This is a genomic window from Mycobacterium sp. E3339 (genome assembly GCF_001666915.1).
Classification (GTDB): Bacteria; Actinomycetota; Actinomycetes; order Mycobacteriales; family Mycobacteriaceae; genus Mycobacterium.
The window spans coordinates 1-17,524 of sequence record NZ_LZIZ01000251.1 but is presented as its reverse complement, the minus strand read 5'-3'; the positions used below and the strand labels follow the sequence as shown (position 1 = coordinate 17,524).

The 17,524-nt window shown below is 69.1% G+C and carries 19 protein-coding genes; 7 read left to right on the top strand and 12 right to left on the bottom strand.

Annotation, left to right across the window (positions count from 1 at the left end):
* Window positions 1-34: 34 nt before the first annotated feature.
* The gene (locus tag A5702_RS24175) at window positions 35-865 is read left to right on the top strand and encodes an arylamine N-acetyltransferase (RefSeq protein ID WP_068224502.1); all 831 of its coding nucleotides are present in this window, start codon (window positions 35-37) and stop codon (window positions 863-865) included.
* Here A5702_RS24175 and A5702_RS24170 read toward each other — a convergent pair.
* Genes A5702_RS24170 through fadD3 form a run of 5 tightly spaced genes read right to left on the bottom strand, consistent with a single transcriptional unit; the run spans window position 862 to window position 6,596 of the window.
* Complete coding sequence (locus A5702_RS24170) at window positions 862-2,016, bottom strand: pyridoxal phosphate-dependent aminotransferase (protein WP_068224495.1); 1,155 nt, start codon at window positions 2,014-2,016, stop codon at window positions 862-864. The genes A5702_RS24175 and A5702_RS24170 overlap by 4 nt on opposite strands.
* Window positions 2,013-2,963: an acyl-CoA dehydrogenase family protein gene (locus A5702_RS24165; RefSeq protein WP_068224492.1), complete on the bottom strand. Its 951-nt coding sequence runs from the start codon at window positions 2,961-2,963 to the stop codon at window positions 2,013-2,015. Before A5702_RS24165 ends, A5702_RS24170 begins: the two co-directional genes overlap by 4 nt.
* Window positions 2,960-3,919, bottom strand: coding sequence for an acyl-CoA dehydrogenase family protein (locus tag A5702_RS24160; RefSeq protein ID WP_068224490.1), 960 nt, complete (start codon window positions 3,917-3,919; stop codon window positions 2,960-2,962). The genes A5702_RS24165 and A5702_RS24160 overlap by 4 nt, the downstream gene beginning before the upstream one ends.
* Window positions 3,919-5,052, bottom strand: coding sequence for an acyl-CoA dehydrogenase family protein (locus tag A5702_RS24155; protein WP_068224486.1), 1,134 nt, complete (start codon window positions 5,050-5,052; stop codon window positions 3,919-3,921). Before A5702_RS24155 ends, A5702_RS24160 begins: the two co-directional genes overlap by 1 nt.
* Window positions 5,052-6,596 carry a 3-((3aS,4S,7aS)-7a-methyl-1,5-dioxo-octahydro-1H-inden-4-yl)propanoate--CoA ligase FadD3 gene (gene fadD3, locus A5702_RS24150; RefSeq protein WP_068224483.1) on the bottom strand — a complete coding sequence of 515 codons (1,545 nt, stop codon included), beginning with the start codon at window positions 6,594-6,596 and terminating at the stop codon, window positions 5,052-5,054. The genes A5702_RS24155 and fadD3 overlap by 1 nt, the downstream gene beginning before the upstream one ends.
* Window positions 6,597-6,644: 48 nt before the next feature.
* Here fadD3 and ipdE1 point away from each other — a divergent pair, with 48 nt between their 5' ends.
* The 4 genes from ipdE1 to fadA6 are packed head-to-tail and all read left to right on the top strand — an operon-like array spanning window position 6,645 to window position 10,399.
* The gene (ipdE1, locus tag A5702_RS24145) at window positions 6,645-7,805 is read left to right on the top strand and encodes an acyl-CoA dehydrogenase IpdE1 (RefSeq protein WP_055399719.1); all 1,161 of its coding nucleotides are present in this window, start codon (window positions 6,645-6,647) and stop codon (window positions 7,803-7,805) included.
* Complete coding sequence (gene ipdF / locus A5702_RS24140; RefSeq protein WP_055399717.1) at window positions 7,802-8,590, top strand: (5R,7aS)-5-hydroxy-7a-methyl-1-oxo-2,3,5,6,7,7a-hexahydro-1H-indene-carboxyl-CoA reductase; 789 nt, start codon at window positions 7,802-7,804, stop codon at window positions 8,588-8,590. Before ipdE1 ends, ipdF begins: the two co-directional genes overlap by 4 nt.
* A 44-nt stretch (window positions 8,591-8,634) precedes the next feature.
* Window positions 8,635-9,246, top strand: coding sequence for a TetR family transcriptional regulator KstR2 (gene kstR2 / locus A5702_RS24135; RefSeq protein WP_156669733.1), 612 nt, complete (start codon window positions 8,635-8,637; stop codon window positions 9,244-9,246).
* The gene (gene fadA6, locus A5702_RS24130; protein ID WP_068224473.1) at window positions 9,239-10,399 is read left to right on the top strand and encodes a steroid 3-ketoacyl-CoA thiolase FadA6; all 1,161 of its coding nucleotides are present in this window, start codon (window positions 9,239-9,241) and stop codon (window positions 10,397-10,399) included. Before kstR2 ends, fadA6 begins: the two co-directional genes overlap by 8 nt.
* Before the next feature lie 128 nt (window positions 10,400-10,527).
* On the opposite strand, the gene A5702_RS24125 is transcribed toward fadA6, so the two are convergent.
* From A5702_RS24125 to echA20, 5 genes are read right to left on the bottom strand one after another with little or no spacing between them, the layout of a single operon-like run.
* Window positions 10,528-10,953, bottom strand: a complete 426-nt coding sequence (locus A5702_RS24125; RefSeq protein ID WP_068224471.1) for a nitroreductase — start codon at window positions 10,951-10,953, stop codon at window positions 10,528-10,530.
* Between the two features lie 42 nt (window positions 10,954-10,995).
* The gene (gene ipdC, locus A5702_RS24120) at window positions 10,996-12,072 is read right to left on the bottom strand and encodes a (3aS,4S,5R,7aS)-5-hydroxy-7a-methyl-1-oxo-octahydro-1H-indene-4-carboxyl-CoA dehydrogenase (RefSeq protein ID WP_068224468.1); all 1,077 of its coding nucleotides are present in this window, start codon (window positions 12,070-12,072) and stop codon (window positions 10,996-10,998) included.
* On the bottom strand, window positions 12,072-12,815 hold the full coding sequence (gene ipdB / locus A5702_RS24115; protein WP_068224464.1) for a cholesterol ring-cleaving hydrolase subunit IpdB: 744 nt from the start codon (window positions 12,813-12,815) through the stop codon (window positions 12,072-12,074). The genes ipdC and ipdB overlap by 1 nt, the downstream gene beginning before the upstream one ends.
* Window positions 12,812-13,696 carry a cholesterol ring-cleaving hydrolase subunit IpdA gene (gene ipdA, locus A5702_RS24110; protein WP_055399704.1) on the bottom strand — a complete coding sequence of 295 codons (885 nt, stop codon included), beginning with the start codon at window positions 13,694-13,696 and terminating at the stop codon, window positions 12,812-12,814. Before ipdA ends, ipdB begins: the two co-directional genes overlap by 4 nt.
* On the bottom strand, window positions 13,693-14,451 hold the full coding sequence (gene echA20 / locus A5702_RS24105; protein WP_068224457.1) for a (7aS)-7a-methyl-1,5-dioxo-2,3,5,6,7,7a-hexahydro-1H-indene-carboxyl-CoA hydrolase: 759 nt from the start codon (window positions 14,449-14,451) through the stop codon (window positions 13,693-13,695). Before echA20 ends, ipdA begins: the two co-directional genes overlap by 4 nt.
* Window positions 14,452-14,510: 59 nt before the next feature.
* Between echA20 and A5702_RS24100 the strand changes: the two genes are divergently transcribed.
* Window positions 14,511-15,296: an SDR family oxidoreductase gene (locus tag A5702_RS24100; protein ID WP_197499746.1), complete on the top strand. Its 786-nt coding sequence runs from the start codon at window positions 14,511-14,513 to the stop codon at window positions 15,294-15,296.
* A gap of 14 nt (window positions 15,297-15,310) precedes the next feature.
* Entirely contained in the window at window positions 15,311-16,216 is a 906-nt protein-coding gene (locus A5702_RS24095) for an SDR family oxidoreductase (protein WP_067818230.1), read from the top strand.
* Between the two features lie 5 nt (window positions 16,217-16,221).
* Here the strand turns inward: A5702_RS24095 and A5702_RS24090 are convergent, their stop codons facing one another.
* Window positions 16,222-16,785 carry a pyridoxamine 5'-phosphate oxidase family protein gene (locus A5702_RS24090; RefSeq protein WP_082956186.1) on the bottom strand — a complete coding sequence of 188 codons (564 nt, stop codon included), beginning with the start codon at window positions 16,783-16,785 and terminating at the stop codon, window positions 16,222-16,224.
* The coding region (locus tag A5702_RS24085; protein ID WP_156669732.1) for a cytochrome P450 at window positions 16,782-17,524 on the bottom strand (743 nt) is incomplete at its 5' end. The genes A5702_RS24090 and A5702_RS24085, both read right to left, overlap by 4 nt.

Below are 17,524 nucleotides of genomic sequence, written 5' to 3'. Positions count from 1 at the left end.
CGCCTGCCGATGGCCTTGGCAGCAGAATGGCGTCATGACGCTGAACCTGGGCGAGTACTTCGATCGGATCGGCTATGGCGGCGCGACGGCGCCCAACCTCGAGGTCCTGCGCGCGTTGGTGAGCGCCCACACCAGGGCGATTCCCTTCGAGAACCTCGATCCGGTGATGGGCGTGCCGGTCGACGACCTGAGCCCGGAGGCGCTCGCCGGCAAGCTCGTTCGTCGGCGCCGCGGGGGCTATTGCTACGAGAACAACGGCTTGATGGGCTACGTGCTGGCCGATCTCGGCTTTCGGGTGCGCCGCCTGGCCGGCCGGGTGGTGTGGATGCGCCCGCCCGACGCCCCCTCGCCGCCGCAGACGCACACCGTGCTGGCGGTGACGTTTCCCGGCTCGCACGGTTCCTACCTCGTCGATGTGGGCTTCGGCGGGCAGACCCCGACGTCGCCCCTGCGCATCGAGACCGGCACCGTGCAGCAGACGACGCACGAGCCGTACCGGCTCGACGACCGCGGCGACGGCCTGATCCTGCAGGCGCAGGTGCGCGGCGAGTGGCAACCCCTCTACGAATTCGGCACCCGGACCGCACCGGACATCGACTTGGTGGTGGGCAGCTGGTTCGTTTCGACGCACCCGTCGTCGCACTTCGTGACCGGGCTGATGGCCGCGTGCGTCACCGACGACGCCCGGCTGAACCTGGCCGGGCGGAACCTGTCCATCCACCGCGCCGACGCCAGCGAGAAGATCCGCCTCGACGACGCGGCGGCGGTGGTCGACACGCTCAGAGACCGGTTCGGCATCGACGTGTCCGACGTCGGCGACCGCGGCGCGCTCGAGGCGCGCCTGGACAAGGTCCTGGACGCCTAGAGCCAGGCGCCGATCCGTCGCAGGGCCTCTTCGATGTCGCCCGTCGGTCCGGCGAACGACAGCCGGACGAACGAATTGCCGTGCGTGGTGTCGAAGTCGATTCCGGGTGCGATCGCAACGCCGGTGTCGTTCAACAGCTTTGAACAGAACGCCATCGAGTCGTTGGTGTGCTGCGACACGTCCGCGTAGACGTAGAACGCGCCGTCGGTGGGGGCCAGCCGGTCGATGCCGATGCCGCGCAGGCCGTCCAGCAGCAGCGTGCGGTTGGTGGCGTAGTGGTGCAGGTTGCCCTCGGCTTCGGCGGTCGCCTCCGGGGTAAAGGCCGCAACCCCGGCGAGCTGCGAGAGCACCGGTGGACAGATGGTGAAGTTGCCGGTCAAGCGGTCCACCGCCCGCAGCAGCACGGGCGGCACCAGCATCCAGCCCAGCCGCCAGCCCGTCATCGCGTAATACTTCGAAAAGCTGTTGACCACCACGGCTTCTCGTGACGTCTGCCAGGCGCAGCTGGTCCGCGGCGCCCCCTCGTACACCAGGCCGTGGTAGACCTCGTCGCTGATCAGCCGGACCCCGGAGGTCTCGCACCACGACGCGATCGCCGCCAATTCGGCCGGAGCGATCACGGTTCCGGTGGGGTTGGCCGGGCTGGCGACGATCACGCCGTGGGGCGGCGGGTCGAGTTCGGCGAGCATCTGCACGGTGGGCTGGAAGCGGGTGTCCGGCCCGCACGGCAGCTCAACCACCTCACATCCCAACGCGGACAATATGTTTCGGTAGCACGGATATCCGGGACTGGCCAGCGCCACCCGGTCGCCGGCGTCGAAGCACGCCAGGAACGCGAGCAGGAACCCGCCCGAGGAGCCAGTGGTGATCACCACGTCGTCGAGTTCGACGCGCAGCCCTTGGCGCTGGTAATCGGCCGCGATCGCCGCGCGCAGCTCGGGGGTGCCGAGGGTCACGGTGTAACCCAGCTCGTTGTGGTGCAGGGCGGCGGCCGCGGCGGCGCGCACCGGCTCGGGCGCCCCGACGCTGGGCTGGCCGGCGGACAGGTTCACCAGGTCGCCGTGGCTGCGCTGGCGCTCGGCGGCCGCCAGCCACACGTCCATCACATGGAACGGCGGGATGGCGCCACGCAGCGCGACATGGTCGTTCACGGCGTCTCGAGCACCTCGGATTCCAGGCGGCCAAGCAGCTCTCGCGGCGGGCTGAGCAGGTGCGCGCTGCCGTGGGCGCGCTTGAAATACAGATGCATGTCGTGTTCCCAGGTGATCGCGATCCCGCCGTGCAGTTGAATGCCCTCGGCGGCCGCGGCGCACAGCGCCTCGGTGGCCGCCAGCCGTGCGGTGGCCGCGTTGGTCGGGGTGGGCTCGTCGCAGGCCTCGGCCACGACGGCCTTCGCGGCGGCGATCGCCACGTACAGGTCGGCCATTCGGTGTTTGAGTGCCTGGAAGCTGCCGATGGGCCGGCCGAATTGCACTCTGTTCTTGGCGTATTCGACCGTCAGTTCCAGGCAGCGTTCGGCCGCGCCGATCTGCTCGGCGGCCAGCAGGATGGCCGCGGCGTCGGCCATGCCGGGGTCGGCGCCGATCGTCTCGGTCTCCTCGGGCGCGACCGCGGCGAGCCGCCGGGTCGGGTCCATGGTCACGACGGGTTGAGCGCTGAAGCGCGTCCAGCGTGCGAGCTGGCCGTCGGTGGCGGCGACGACGACGTCGGCGGTGTCGCCGTTGACCACGTAGTCGGCGTCGAAGACCAGCGCGCCGATCAAGGCGCCCTCCGCGAGCGCTGCGAGCGTCTCGGCGTCGGGCTCGGCGGCGGCCAGCAGGGCCAGCTCCGCCAGGGTGGTTCCGAGCAGCGGGGAGGGGACCAGGCCCCGCCCTAGCTCTTGTAAAACCGTTGCGGCGTCGGCCAATTCGCCGCCGGCCCCGCCCAGCTCCTCGGGGACGACCAGCGCGGCGGCGCCCACCTGCTCGCACAGCAGCTGCCACAGCGACTCGTCGTAGCCGCGCTCGGACTCGATCGCCGCGCGCACCGCCGCCGGGCTCGCGTGCTTGGCCACCAGGGCCGCGACGGTATCCCGCAGCATCTCCCGTTCTTCGGTCATGAGCACAGCGCCTCCAGCACCCGCCGCCGATGCGCCTCGGGGGTACCCCAGGCCGAACGCAATGCTTGCACCCGCAGCAGCCACAGCGACAGGTCGTGTTCCTGGGTGTACCCGATCGCCCCGTGGGTCTGCAGCGCCGACCGCGCCGCCAGCAGGCCCGCCTCGGACGCGGCCGCCTTGGCGGCGCTGACATCCCGCGCGCTGTCGCTCGGGCGATCGGCCAGCGCCAGGGCCGCGCCGTACAGCAGCGGGCGGGCCAGCTCGATAGCGATGTGCACGTCGGCGAGCTTGTGCTTGATCGCCTGATACGAACCGATCACCCGGCCGAACTGCGACCGCTGCTTGGCGTAGTCGACGGTGTCCCGCAGCAGCGCCTCGGCCGCGCCGACCAGCTGCGCCGCGGTGGCCAGCGCCCCGAACTCGTAGGCGCGCTGCAGGTCCGCGCGCCAGGTTGGTCCGGTGGGGGTCACGTCGTAGAGCGGCCGGCTCGGATCCACCGACTCGTGCCTCTCACCGACTTCCGCTTGGCTGACGCCGTCGTCGGCGGCCACCAGCACCAGCCCGGCGGTGTCGGCGTCGACCGCGCGCGGGGCGTGCGGCGGCAGTGCGACGGTGGCGATCAGCTCGCCGGAGGCCAGGGCGGCGCAGCGCTCATCGTCGGCGAGCAAAACCGGTGCCACGGCAACGGATTCGGCCACCGGGCCGGGAACACACCAGCGTCCGAGGCGTTCCAGCGCCACCACCAGGTCGACCGGGTGCGCCTCGATGCCGTCGAACTTCTCCGGGACCGCCAGCGCGGTGACGCCGAGGTCGGCCAGCTGCCCCCACACCTTGCGGCCGGGTGCGGTGTCGCCCGCGGACCACGCCCGGACGGCGCCGGGAAGGTCGGCCGCGCCGAGCGCGGCGTCGATGCTGGCCGCGAAGTCCCGCTGCTGTTCGTCTAGTGCGAAGTCCATTACCGCTTCTCCCGGGGAAGGCCCAACAGCCGTTCGGAGATGATGTTGCGCTGAATCTCGTTGGTGCCGGCGTAGATCGGCCCGCCCAGCGCGAAGAGCAGACCATCGGTCCAGCCGCCCGCGAGCTCGCCGTCGGCGGCGAGGATGTCGAGCGCGGTCTGGTGCAGGTCCACGTCGAGGTCGGACCAGAACACCTTGGTCACCGACGATTCGGCGCCCAACTCACCGCCGGCGGCCAGCCTGGTCACCGTGCCGAAGGTCTGCAGCCGGTAGGCCTGCGCCTTGATCCAGCCGTCCGCGACCCGGTCGGCGAACGCCGGCGGCGACCCGTTTTCCTTCCACAGCCGCACCAGCCGTTCGGCGGTGGCCAGGAAGCGGGCCGGACTGCGCAGCGACATGCCGCGCTCGTTGCTCGACGTGCTCATGGCCGCGCGCCAGCCCTCGTTCGGGGTGCCGATCACGTCCTCGTCGGGAACGAAGACGTCGTCGAGGAAGATCTCCCCGAAGCCGGTGTCGCCGCCCAGTTGGACGATGGGGCGCACGGTGACGCCGCCGGCCTTGAGATCGAACATGAAGTACGTCAGGCCGTGGTGCCGCTCGGCTTCCGGGTCCGACCGGAACAGCCCGAAACCCATTTCGGCGAACGGCGCGCGCGAGCTCCAGATCTTCTGCCCGTTGAGCAGCCAGCCGCCGTCGGTCTTGGTCGCGGTGGATCGCAGCGAGGCCAGGTCGCTGCCGGATTCCGGCTCGGACCACGCTTGCGCCCAGATCTGTTCTCCGCTGGCCATTTTCGGCAGGATGCGGTCGAGCTGCTCGGAGGTGCCGTGCGCGAACAGCGTCGGCGCCAGCATCGAAGTGCCGTTGGCGCTGGCCCGGCCCGGCGCGCCGGCGCGGAAGTACTCCTCCTCGAACACCACCCAGTGCAGCAGCGGCGCGTCGCGGCCCCCGTACTTCTTCGGCCAGGTGATCACCGACAGCCCGGCGTCGTACAGCACGCGGTCCCAATGCCGGTGCTGCGCGAAACCTTCGGCATTGTCGTAGGACTGCGCCGGGATCGCATCGGCGTTGGCCGACAAGAACTCTCGCACCTCGGCCTGGAAGGCGAGGGTCTCTTCGTCTAGGTCCAGATCCATCAGGCCAGCTCCCGCAGTTGTGGTTTGACCACCTTGCCGCCCGGATTGCGCGGCAACGCGTCGACGAACCGCACCGACCGCGGTGCCTTGAAGTTCGCCAGATGTTCACGGGTGTAAGCGATCACGGATTGCTCGTCGAGCTCGGCGCCCGGTCGCGGCACCACGAACGCCCGGCCCACCTCGCCGAGCCGTTCGTCGGGGACGCCGATCACCGCCGCGTCGGCCACCCCGTCCATGCGGGCCAGCACCTGCTCGACCTCGGCGGGGTACACGTTGAATCCGCCGCAGATGTACATGTCCTTGAGGCGGTCGGTGATGCGCAGGTTGCCGGCCGCGTCGACGGCGCCGATGTCGCCGGTGTGCAGCCAGCCGTCGGCGTCGATCGCCGCGGCCGTCGCGTCCGGGTCGTCGAGGTAACCCAGCATCACGTTCGGACCGCGCAGCAACACCTCGCCGGCCTCGCCGGGAGTGCTTGCGTCGATGCGCAATTCGAAGTCGGCGAAGGGGCGCCCGCAGGTGGTCGCGACGGTGACCGCGTCGTCCTCGGCGCGGCACATGGTGCCCATCCCGTTGGCCTCAGTGAGCCCGTAGGCGGTCAGCACGATGTCGATGTCGAGCTCGGATTGCATGCGTTCCACCAACACGACCGGCACGGTGGCCGCCCCGGTCACCGCGAACCGCAGCGAGCTCAGGTCGTAGTCCCCGCGCGCCGGGTGATCCAGCAGCGTCTGGTAAATCGTTGGCGGCCCGGGCAATACGGTGATGCGGTGTTGCTCGATCGCCTGCAGCGCGCGCAGGGGATCGAAGGTCAGGTGCGGGATCAGGGTCGCGCCGGTCTGCAGGCAGGCCAGGATGCCGGCCTTGTAGCCGAAGTTGTGGAAGAACGGGTTGATGCACAGGTAACGGTCGTCGCTGGTGATCTTGCCGTTCGCGGCCCACGACGCCGAGGCCGACAACGACTGCCGGTGCGCGCACAGCACGCCTTTGCTGCGACCGGTTGTGCCCGAGGTGAACAGGATGTCGCTGACGTCGTCGGGCGTCACGGCGGCGGCGCGGGCGGCGACCGGTGCCGTGTCGGTCCCGTTGGCGATGAACTCGTCCCAGCTACCGTCATCGTCATCGACCGGGATTCGGACGACGTGCCGCAGGGCGGGCAGGGCACCAGGGCCCATGCGATCCAGGTCGGCGACGCGGTCGTTGCCCAGGAACTTGCCCATCGCGAACAGCACGGGCGCGCCGGTGCGGGCCAGGATGTCGCCCGCCTCTTCGGCGGTATAGCGGGTGTTCAGGGGCACCATCGCGGCGCCGGCGTGGTGGATCGCCAGGCACGCGATCACCCAGTGCCAGGTGTTCGGCGACCAGATGGCGACGCGGTCGCCCCGCTGCACGCCCAGCGCGATCAGCGCGGCGGCCGCGCGGTGAACTTCGTCGCGCAGCTCGGCGGCGGTGAACGAACGCTCGTCGGTGACCAACGCGGGCTGGTCGGGCGACTGGTGCACGAAACGATCCAGCGCCGCGGGCACGGTGCGCCGGTCGCCAGTCATCGGGATGCTCCTAACAAAGCAAGTGCTTGGTAGGTTAGCCTACAGGGCATGCAGGACGTCGAGGAGTTCCGGGCGGAGGTCCGCGGTTGGCTCGCCGACAATCTGGTCGGCGAATTCGCGGCCCTCAAGGGGCTCGGCGGGCCGGGGCGCGAGCACGAGGCCTTCGAAGAGCGCCGGGCCTGGAACCAGCATCTCGCCAAGGCCGGACTGACCTGCCTGGGCTGGCCGGTCGAGCACGGCGGTCGCGGGCTGTCGACCGCGCACCGGGTGGCCTTCTACGAGGAGTACGCCAAGGCCGACGCGCCCGACAAGGTCAACCACTTCGGCGAGGAGCTGCTGGGCCCGACGCTGATCGCCTTCGGGACGCCCGAGCAGCAGCAGCGTTTCCTGCCCAAGATCCTCGACGTCACCGAGCTGTGGTGCCAGGGGTATTCGGAGCCCGGCGCCGGCAGCGACCTGGCCAACGTGGCGACCACCGCCGAACTCGACGGCGACGAGTGGGTGATCAACGGCCAGAAGGTGTGGACGTCGCTGGCGCACTGGGCGCAGTGGTGCTTCGTGGTCGCGCGCACCGAGAAGGGCTCCAAGCGGCACGCCGGGCTGTCGTATCTGCTGGTGCCGCTGGACCAGCCGGGCGTGCAGATCCGCCCCATCATCCAGCTGACCGGCGACTCGGAATTCAACGAGGTCTTCTTCGACGACGCCCGCACCGAGGCCGCACTGGTGGTCGGCGAACCCGGCGACGGCTGGCGCGTCGCGATGGGCACGCTGACCTTCGAGCGCGGAGTCTCGACCCTGGGTCAGCAAATCCGCTACGCCCGTGAGCTTTCCAACCTCGCCGAGCTCGCGCAGCGCAACGGGGCCGCCGACGACCCGTTCATCCGGGAGCGGCTGACCCGGGCATGGACCGGGCTGCGGGCCATGCGTTCGTACGCGCTGGCCACCATGGACGTTGAAGGAGGCGGCCAGGCCGCCGGGAAAGATAACGTGTCGAAGCTGTTGTGGGCCAACTGGCATCGCGCCCTGGGCGAGCTGGCGATGGACGTGATCGGCAAGCCGGGGCTGACCCTGTCCGATGGCGAGTTCGACGAATGGCAGCGGCTGTTCCTGTTCACCCGCGCGGACACCATCTACGGCGGATCCAACGAGATCCAGCGCAACATCATCGCCGAGCGGGTGCTCGGCCTGCCGCGGGAGGTAAAGGGATGAGCCTGTCCGAAGCTCCGAAAGAGGTTGCCGGGCACGGGCTTTTGCAAGGCAAGGTGGTCGTCGTGACGGCGGCGGCGGGCACCGGCATCGGTTCGGCGACCGCGAGGCGGGCCCTGGCCGAGGGCGCCGATGTGGTGGTGTCCGATCACCACGAGCGACGGCTGGGGGAGACCGCCGACGAGCTGTCCGCGCTGGGGTTGGGGCGGGTCGAAAGCGTGCTGTGCGACGTGACCTCCACCGCGCAGGTGGAGGCGCTGATCGCCTCGACCACCGCGCGGATGGGCCGGCTCGACGTGTTGGTGAACAACGCCGGTCTGGGCGGTCAGACGCCGGTGGTGGACATGACCGACGACGAGTGGGACCGCGTGCTGAACGTGACGCTGTCCTCGGTGTTCCGGGCGACCCGGGCGGCGCTGGGATACTTCCGCGAAGCGGACCACGGCGGGGTGATCGTCAACAACGCGAGCGTTCTGGGCTGGCGGGCGCAGCACTCCCAGGCGCACTATGCGGCCGCCAAGGCCGGGGTGATGGCGTTGACCCGTTGCAGCGCAATCGAAGCCGTCGAGTACGGGGTGCGCATCAACGCCGTGTCCCCGAGCATCGCGCGGCACAAGTTCCTCGACAAGACCACCTCGGCCGACCTGCTTGACCGGCTCTCCGCGGGCGAAGCGTTCGGCCGCGCCGCCGAGCCCTGGGAGATCGCGGCCACCATCGCGTTCCTGGCCAGTGACTACTCCAGCTACCTCACCGGCGAGGTCATCTCGGTGTCCAGCCAGCATCCCTGACCGGCTCGCTGGCCAAGCAAGCGCTTGGTTGATATGGTGGCCGGGTGGACCGAGTGGCCGGTCAGGCGAACAGCCGACGCGACGAGTTGTTGGAACTCGCCGCGACCATGTTCGCCGAGCGCGGCCTGCGCGCCACCACCGTGCGCGACATCGCGGACAGCGCCGGGATTCTGTCCGGCAGCCTGTATCACCACTTCTCCTCCAAGGAGGAGATGGTCGACGAGGTGCTGCGCAGCTTCCTGGACTGGTTGTTCGCCCGCTACCGCGAGATCGTCGACAGCGAGGCCAACCCGCTGGAGCGGCTCAAGGGGCTGTTCATGGCGTCGTTCGAGGCGATCGAGCATCGGCACGCCCAGGTCGTGATCTATCAGGACGAAGCCCAACGGTTGTTGGCGCAGCCCCGGTTCTCCTACATCGAGGACATGAACCGGCAGCAACGCAAGATGTGGGTCGAGGTCATCAACCAGGGCATCGACGAGGGGTACTTCCGGCCCGACCTCAACGTCGACCTCGTCTACCGTTTCATTCGTGACACCACTTGGGTGTCGGTGCGCTGGTATCAACCCGGAGGGCCCCTCACCGCTCAGCAGGTGGGCCAGCAATACCTCGCCATCGTTCTCGGTGGAATCACCAAAGAAGGAGTCGAAAATGCCTGAGGCGTACGTCATCGACGCTGTGCGCACCGCGGTCGGCAAGCGCGGTGGATCGCTCGCCGGGGTACATCCCGTCGACCTGGGCGCTTATGCGTGGCGCGGCCTGCTCGACCGGGTCGACGTCGATCCCGCCGCCGTCGACGACGTGATCGCCGGCTGCGTCGACGCCATCGGTGCCCAGGCCGGCAACATCGCGCGGCTTTCGTGGCTGGCCGCGGGTTACCCCGAAGAGGTGCCCGGCGTCACCGTCGACCGCCAGTGCGGTTCCAGCCAGCAGGCGATTTCCTTTGGCGCACAGGCGATCATGGCCGGCACGGCCGACCTCATCGTGGCCGGCGGGGTGCAGAACATGAGCCAGATCCCGATCTCCTCGGCCATGACCGTGGGCGAGCAATTCGGTTTCACCTCGCCGACCAACGAGTCCAAGCAGTGGCTGCACCGCTACGGCGACCAGGAGATCTCGCAGTTCCGCGGCTCGGAGCTGATCGCCGAAAAGTGGAACCTGTCGCGCGAGGAGATGGAGCGGTTCGCGCTGGCCAGCCACGAGCGCGCGTTCGCCGCGATCCGCAGCGGTCACTTCGACAACGAAATCATCACCGTGGAAACGGAATCCGGGCCGTTCCGGGTGGACGAGGGTCCCAGGGAGTCGTCGCTGGAAAAGATGGCCGGCCTCAAGACGCTGGTCGAGGGCGGCAAGCTGACGGCCGCGATGGCGAGCCAGATCTCCGACGGGGCGAGCGCGGTGCTGCTGGCCTCGGAGCAGGCCGTCAAGGACCACAAGCTCACGCCGCGGGCCCGCATCCACCACATCAGCGCCCGCGCGGCCGACCCGGTGTTCATGCTGACCGGCCCGATCCCGGCCACCCGCTACGCGCTGGAGAAGACGGGGCTGTCGATCGACGACATCGACACCGTCGAGATCAACGAGGCGTTCGCGCCGGTGGTGCTGGCCTGGCTCAAGGAGATCAAGGCCGACCCCGAGAAGGTCAACCCCAACGGCGGCGCGATCGCGCTCGGGCATCCGCTGGGCGCCACCGGCGCCAAGTTGTTCGCCACCATGCTCAACGAACTCGAGCGCGTCGGCGGTCGCTACGGCCTGCAGACGATGTGCGAGGGGGGTGGCACGGCGAACGTCACCATCGTCGAGCGACTGTAAGTCCCTGCGCCGTCTCGTGTTTCGGCGCGCGGCTTCCCCTTAAGGCGCGACACTGAAACCTCGCACACGACACGCCGTAGAACGTGTGCGTGGTTTCAGTCTCGCGGTGGCCGAGACTCACGACGCGCTCAACTCGGCGGTGCGGCGTCCCGGACTTTGAGGTAGTGCTGGATGCCGACGCGGGCGAACGTGCGTCGGCGCTCGGCCGACAGCATGGGCATGGCGGCCGCCGCGTCGAGGACCTCGGGCCGCGTCACCTGGTAGCTCTCGCCGTCCGAGGAAATGCTTGCGCCTCCGGCCGCAAGGACGTTCTGCAACCAGTCGACCCGGGTGCCGTAGGGCAGCGGTACGACGAACCCATCGTCAATCCGGTCCGCGACGATCGGGGTGGTGTACTGCTTGCCCGACCGTCGCCCGGTGTGGTGGATGGCCGATGCGTACCAGTGTTTGCGGCCGGCCAGGCGCAACATCAGCGGGTTGAGCAGGTATCTGTTGGAAACACGGACCGCGCCCAGTAATGGCTTGGGCCACGCCTCGGGTGTCAGCGCACTCATGACCCCACGATGGACCCGGGGTCGCAACGCAAGCCAGGGTCTTTAGTCGTCGCCTTCGACCAGTGCCGACGCCGCCCGCAGGTGCGTGATCGCGTCCCGCACGATCGACTCGATCAGCTCGGCGCACGACGGCAGGTCCTCGAGGATCCCGGCCACCTGCCCGGAGGCCAGCACCCCGGCCTCGGTGTTTCCCTCGACCAGCCCGGCCTTCAGCAGCATCGGGGTGTTGGCCGCCATCACCACCTGGGACCAGGTCAGCTCCTTGCCGTGCCGCATGGCCAGGCCGTCGCGGACCATCGAGGCCCAGGTCATCTGCGACATGTGCTTGAACTTCGCGGCATTGCGCACAGCCGCGGTGAGACCCCTTACCGGCGAACCGCTTTCCAGCCTCTCGACCAGGCCGGTGCGCAGCACCCGGTGCGGCATGCCGTCGACGCGTGTGGTGACCACCGTGCCGTCCAGCGCGGCATCCAGGTAGCGCCGCTTGACCGCGTCGGGCACGGTCGAGTCGGAGGTCAGCAGGAAGCGCGTGCCCATCGCCACGCCGGCGGCGCCGTAGCTCAAGGCGGCCGCCAGCCCGCGCCCGTCGAAGAAGCCGCCCGCCGCGATCACCGGAATCCCGGTGCCCGCCACGGCGTCCAGCACCGACGGCAGCAGCAGCGTCGTGGCCACGGGCCCGGTGTGCCCGCCACCCTCGCCGCCCTGCACGATCATGGCGTCGGCGCCCCAGGCGGCCACCTTTTTGGCGTGCTTGGCGGCGCCGATCGACGGGATCACCACCGCGCCGGCCTCTTTCAGCCGGGCGATGAGCTCCTGCTTGGGCGCCAGGGCGAACGACGCCACCTTCACGCCCTCGCGGATCATCAAATCGACGCGGTCGCCGGCGTCGGCGGCGTCGGCGCGGATGTTCACCCCGAACGGCTTGTCGGTGGCGGCCTTGACCTTGCCGATGGCCGTCGCCAACTCGTCCAGGGTCATGGTGGCCGACGCCAGGATGCCCAGGCCGCCGGCGTTGGCCGTTGCGGCCACCAGCCGGGCACCGGCCACCCAGCCCATCCCGGTCTGGACGACGGGGTGCTCGACACCGACCAGCTCGGTCAGCGGCGTGCGCAGCTTCATTAACGGATCTCCCTGTCGCGCAGGGACTTCGGGTCGATCACCTCGCGGATCAGCCGCAGCTCCTCATCGGTCGGGAGCCTGGTCTCGCCGGCCTCGTCGAGGCCGTGCACCTCGAACGAGGTGGCCTCGCGGACGTCGTCCGGCGACACCCCGGGGTGCAGTGTCAGCGCGCGCATCGTCCGGTCCGGGCCGCCGAAGTCGAACACCCCGAGGTTGGACACCACCCGGTAGGTGTTGGCGAAGCGGAAAGCCGGGTTGTCGGGGTCCACCTTGTCCCAGCCGATGCCGCAGACCACGTCGACGGCCTCGCAGAACACCCGCTTGGAGTGGTTGCCCACCCAGTAACTGGTCGCGTGGTTGATCGCGTTGCCGGGCGCGCCGCGCAGGCCGAACATCTGCCGGGTCGGGTGCTGCAGCGGGCCGAACGCCGAAATGTTCTGATTGCCAAAGCGGTCAACCTGATTCGCGCCCATCACCACGTGCCGCCGGCCCCAGGCCAGCGTCTCGAACACCCGGCCGAACGGCATCCAGCCCTCGACGGGCCCGGTCTTGCCCAAAGCCGGGGTGTCGGCCAGCAGCTGCGCCTCGCCGTCGGTGAGCAGAATGTCGGGGGAACACGTCAACCGCGCCAGCCGCGCGCCGACCGAGGCCATGTTTGTCATGGGGCTGACCATGATTTCGCCGGCTCCTTCGAACAGGTCGGCACAGGCGACTGCGCACACCTCGGCGCGGGTGCTGCTCACTTGGCCGCCTCCTCTGCGAACGCGCGAACCGCCGCCTGGTAGTCGTCCTCGTCACCCGACAGGTAGGTCTGGACGAACTGCTGCCAGCCTTCATCGGTCGAGGCGGCCTCGGCATAGTGCCGCTGGAATTTCTCGTCACGGCCGTAATCCGGTGCGGCGGTGGTGAAGTGGGCCCCACCCGGCGCCTCAACCACCGAGTCGACCATCATCCGGTTCACCAGCAGCGCCTGCGGGGGAACGGCCTTGACCAGCTCCTCGGTGGAGACGACGCGCTCTACCGACAGGAAGCGCTTTTCGGCGGCCATCAGGAACAGGTCGTCGAAGTAGGGATCGATCCCGGTGTAGGCCGCATTGCCTTGGCAGTCACCGAGATTCAGGTGCGCGAAGGCGGCATCCAGGCGCAACGCCGGCATGGCGATCAGCGTCTCGTGGCCGCCCTCGGGCGCGGGGTACGGACTGGCCACCGTCTTCAGCTCACCCTCCCAGAAGTCGGGGACCGAGCTGCCCAGCCCGGCCCGAATCGGCAGGAACGGCAGGCGTTGGGCGGCGGCCTGCAGGCCGCAGCGCAACATGCCCTCGTCCATTTCGCGGGCCTCGATGGCGCCGCTCGTGCGGGCCTTGGCGAACCAGGGGTCGTAGAAGGGCGGGGAGTCCAGCGAGACGAAGCCGTAGTAGACGCGCTTGACCTTGCCCGCCGAGCAGAGCAGCCCGAGGTCGGGCCCGCCATAGGTGACCACGGTCAGGTCCTTCAGGTCCGTGCGCAGCATCGCCCGCACGAACGCCATCGGCTTGCGGCGCGAGCCCCAGCCGCCGATGCCGATCGTCATGCCGCTGCGCAATTGCGCGACGGCGTCGTCCAACGTGGTTCTCTTGTCGCTCATGCTTTCTTGCCCTTAGCCGTCCCGGCGAACGCGTCGCGGTGCTCGTCGGCCACCCCGGCCAGGTTTAGCTCGAACGTAAAGCCTTGTTCCATGCGGTAACTCGAGTTGACCCGCTGCACGTCGATCAGGTTGAGCGCCTCCTTGGCGGCCCGGATGACGCGGGTGTCCTTGGCGGCGATGTCGCGGGCGACCCGTAGCGCGGCCTCGTCCAGCTCGTCGCGCGGCACCACCTCGTGCACCGAGCCGAAATGGTGCAGGGTGGCGGCGTCGACGGTCGCGGCGGTGAAGAACAGCCGCCGCATCAGGTGCTGGGGCACCAGCCGCGACAGGTGGGTGGCCGCCCCGAGCGCGCCGCGTTCCACCTCGGGCAACGCGAAGGTGGCGTCCTCGGAGGCCACGATGACGTCGGAGTTGCCGACCAGGCCGATGCCGCCGCCGACGCAGAATCCGTTCACCGCGGCGACGACCGGCACCGCGCACTCGTAGACCGCGCGGAAGGCGGCGAAGCAGCCGCGGTTGGCGTCGATCAGCGCGGTGAATCCCTCGGTGCGCTGCATCTCCTTGATGTCGACCCCGGCGTTGAAGCCGCGGCCCTCCGCCCGCAGGATCACGACATGCGTCTGCGGATCCTGGCCGGCGGCCGTGATGACGTCGGCCAGTTCAAACCAGCCGCGCGACGGGATGGCGTTGACCGGGGGAAAGTCGACGGTGACCGCGACGATGCCCGGTTCGGTGGTTTCGGATGTGATGGGCAAGGTGCCACTTCCTTGTGGGGTAACTACCTAAGCAAGCACTTGCTTGGTACGCTAGCACAGTGACTCGCGCCGAAGCACCCGACGCCATCAACTTGGGGCTGGCCGGGCGGGTGGTTCTGGTCACCGGCGGGGTTCGCGGGGTGGGCGCCGGCATCAGCTCGGTTTTCGCCGGGCAGGGCGCCACCGTCATCACCTGCGCGCGGCGGGCCGTCGAGGGCCTGCCCTATGAGTTCCACTCCTGCGACGTCCGTGACGACGACGCCGTCAAGGCGCTGATCGATTCCATCGTCGACACGCATGGCCGGCTCGACGTCGTGGTCAACAACGCCGGCGGTTCGCCGTACGTGCTGACCGCGGAGTCCAGCGCGAAGTTCAACCGCAAGATCATCGAGTTGAACCTGATTGGCGCGCTGTCGGTTTCGCAGCATGCCAACGCCCACATGCAAGGCCAGGAACGCGGCGGGTCGATCGTCAACATCTGCAGTCTGTCCGGTCGACGGCCGTCACCGGGCACCGGCGCCTACGGCGCGGCCAAGGCCGGACTCGAAAGCCTCACGCAGACGCTTGCGGTGGAGTGGGGGCCGAAGGTGCGGGTGAACGCCTGCGTGGTGGGCATGGTGGAAACCGAGCAATCCGAACTGTTTTACGGCGACGCCGAGTCCATCGCCGCGATCTCCAAGAACGTGCCGCTGGGCCGGCTGGCCCAGCCCGAGGACATCGGTTGGGCCGCAGCATTTCTGGCGTCGGACACGGCCTCCTACATCAGCGGCGCCTCGCTGGAGGTGCACGGTGGCGGCGAACCGCCGCACTACCTGGCCACCACGAATGCCAACGCGATCAAGTAGAGGAGACACGAACAATGGGAGTGGTTGACGGCCGCGTCGTCATCGTCACCGGGGCGGGCGGCGGTATCGGGCGCGCGCATGCGCTGGCCTTCGCGGCCGAGGGAGCGCGCGTGGTGGTCAACGACATCGGCGTGGGACTGGATGGCTCCCCGGCGGGCGGCGGCAGCGCGGCGCAGGGCGTGGTCGACGAAATCACCGCGGCCGGTGGGGAAGCCGTAGCCAATGGATCCAACGTCGCCGACTGGGACGAAGCGGCCGGCCTGATCCAGACCGCCGTCGACACCTTCGGCGGGCTGGACGTTCTGGTGAACAACGCCGGCATCGTGCGCGACAGGATGATGGCCAACACCAGCGAGGAGGAGTTCGACGCCGTCATCGCCGTGCACCTCAAGGGCCACTTCGCCACGATGCGGCACGCGGCGTCGTACTGGCGCGGGCTGTCCAAGGAGGGCAAGACGGTCGACGCGCGGATCATCAACACCAGTTCGGGTGCCGGCCTGCAGGGCAGCGTCGGGCAGGGCAACTACAGCGCGGCCAAGGCCGGCATCGCGGCGATGACGCTCGTCGGTGCGGCGGAGATGGGCCGCTACGGCGTCACGGTCAACGCCATCGCGCCGTCGGCCCGGACCCGCATGACCGAGACCGTCTTCGCCGAGATGATGGCCACGCAGGACCAGGATTTCGACGCCATGGCGCCGGAGAACGTCTCGCCGCTGGTGGTCTGGCTGGGCAGCGCCGAGTCGCGGGACGTCACCGGCAAGGTGTTCGAGGTCGAGGGCGGCAAGATCCGGGTCGCCGAGGGCTGGGCCCACGGGCCGCAGATCGACAAGGGTGCGCGGTGGGATCCCGCCGAATTGGGGCCCGTCGTCGCGGACCTGCTCGCCAAGGCCCGGCCGCCGGTTCCCGTATACGGGGCCTGATTTACCTATCGCGCAACGGGATCCGGGGCGTCCCACGGGAGCGACGATGATCCCCAGTGCGTCAGCTCGGTCGCTTCCTCGTTCGCATATAGATGACGCGGCGGCGTGGCGAACGTCGCGTAGGGACGGCAGCGGATCACCAGCCTGTCTTCGCGCTCGGCCATTTCCCTGACGAAGGGCCGTGCGTCCGCGCCTGCCAGCTGCCCGGACATCCGCCAGCCGACGGCCATCATGACGTCGACAACGAGGTCAGGGTCTCGATCGATGACGGCGTCGGCATACACCTGCAAGAAGGAGAACGGCCAGCGCTCGTCCAGCACGCAAATGCTCACTTTCGGGTCCCGCGCCACGGCGTTCGCCTTCGCGCGGCCGGCCATGGTGGACACCAGCAGCTCGTCGTCATCGGTCGGGACGTAATACACGATCGACATGGCCGGGCCGTCATGGCGGCGGCGGTACCCGAAGACACACGTCCGGTGCGTGCGGACGAATTCGCGGCGCTCCGACGGGAGCATGTCGCGGTCGGCCGAAGGGGTGAACGGCTCGGCGGCCAAGGGTAAGAGTCTCATGCGGCAACCAGCTTTAGCGGCAGCGCTTCGTGACGGCGGATGATGTTGTTAATAGCCCATTTTGGTGCACCGGTGACCTCGATGCGGTCGACGCGTTCAAGCAGCGCGCGCAGCATGGCCGCCGTTTCCAAACGCGCCAGGCCCTGGCCGGCACAGGCATGCGCACCCTGTCCGAATCCGATTTGACGGCTGGCGTCACGGCGGATGTCGAAGAGGTCGGGTTCCTCCCACTCGCGTTCGTCGCGGTTGGCTGAGGCGTATATCACGAGGACTCGGGCACCGGATAGTATTGGGGTGCCGGCTATTTCGGTTTGCCTTGGCACCCAGCGCGCGAATGCACGCAGCGGGGGTTCATACCGGACCACCTCGTTGACGGCGTTGGTCATCAGGGCCGGGTCCTCTTTCAGGAGTCGCCATTGCTCGGGGTGGCACGCGAACAAATGCAACGCGTTGGAGATGGCGCTCATCGTGGTGTCGATCGACGGCGCGAGGTAGTCGACCATCAGCGGCGAACACTCGCGGTGCGGCAGCTTGCCTTCGTCGGCGGCGATCAGAAGCTCGTGTGCCATGCTGCCCTCGAGAACGGCCCGCTGGCGCACCACGCGGCGCGCGAACCGCAGCATTTGCAACGCGCGAGGCGTCGATTTGATCGCCTGCCAATTCAGCGGACCGAGGACATCGAAAGTGGCGCCGCCCCAGTCGATGAGGTGATCGCGTTGATCGCGCGGCCAACCGATGA

Coding starts and splice junctions, on each gene's coding strand:
- A5702_RS24175 (WP_068224502.1), top strand. CDS start 35: ATGACGCTGAACCTGGGCGAGTACTTCGATCGGATCGGCTATGGCGGC.
- A5702_RS24165 (WP_068224492.1), bottom strand. CDS start 2,963: ATGACCGAAGAACGGGAGATGCTGCGGGATACCGTCGCGGCCCTGGTG.
- A5702_RS24160 (WP_068224490.1), bottom strand. CDS start 3,919: ATGGACTTCGCACTAGACGAACAGCAGCGGGACTTCGCGGCCAGCATC.
- A5702_RS24155 (WP_068224486.1), bottom strand. CDS start 5,052: ATGGATCTGGACCTAGACGAAGAGACCCTCGCCTTCCAGGCCGAGGTG.
- fadD3 (WP_068224483.1), bottom strand. CDS start 6,596: ATGACTGGCGACCGGCGCACCGTGCCCGCGGCGCTGGATCGTTTCGTG.
- ipdE1 (WP_055399719.1), top strand. CDS start 6,645: ATGCAGGACGTCGAGGAGTTCCGGGCGGAGGTCCGCGGTTGGCTCGCC.
- ipdF (WP_055399717.1), top strand. CDS start 7,802: ATGAGCCTGTCCGAAGCTCCGAAAGAGGTTGCCGGGCACGGGCTTTTG.
- fadA6 (WP_068224473.1), top strand. CDS start 9,239: ATGCCTGAGGCGTACGTCATCGACGCTGTGCGCACCGCGGTCGGCAAG.
- A5702_RS24125 (WP_068224471.1), bottom strand. CDS start 10,953: ATGAGTGCGCTGACACCCGAGGCGTGGCCCAAGCCATTACTGGGCGCG.
- ipdC (WP_068224468.1), bottom strand. CDS start 12,072: ATGAAGCTGCGCACGCCGCTGACCGAGCTGGTCGGTGTCGAGCACCCC.
- ipdA (WP_055399704.1), bottom strand. CDS start 13,696: ATGAGCGACAAGAGAACCACGTTGGACGACGCCGTCGCGCAATTGCGC.
- A5702_RS24095 (WP_067818230.1), top strand. CDS start 15,311: ATGGGAGTGGTTGACGGCCGCGTCGTCATCGTCACCGGGGCGGGCGGC.
- A5702_RS24090 (WP_082956186.1), bottom strand. CDS start 16,785: ATGAGACTCTTACCCTTGGCCGCCGAGCCGTTCACCCCTTCGGCCGAC.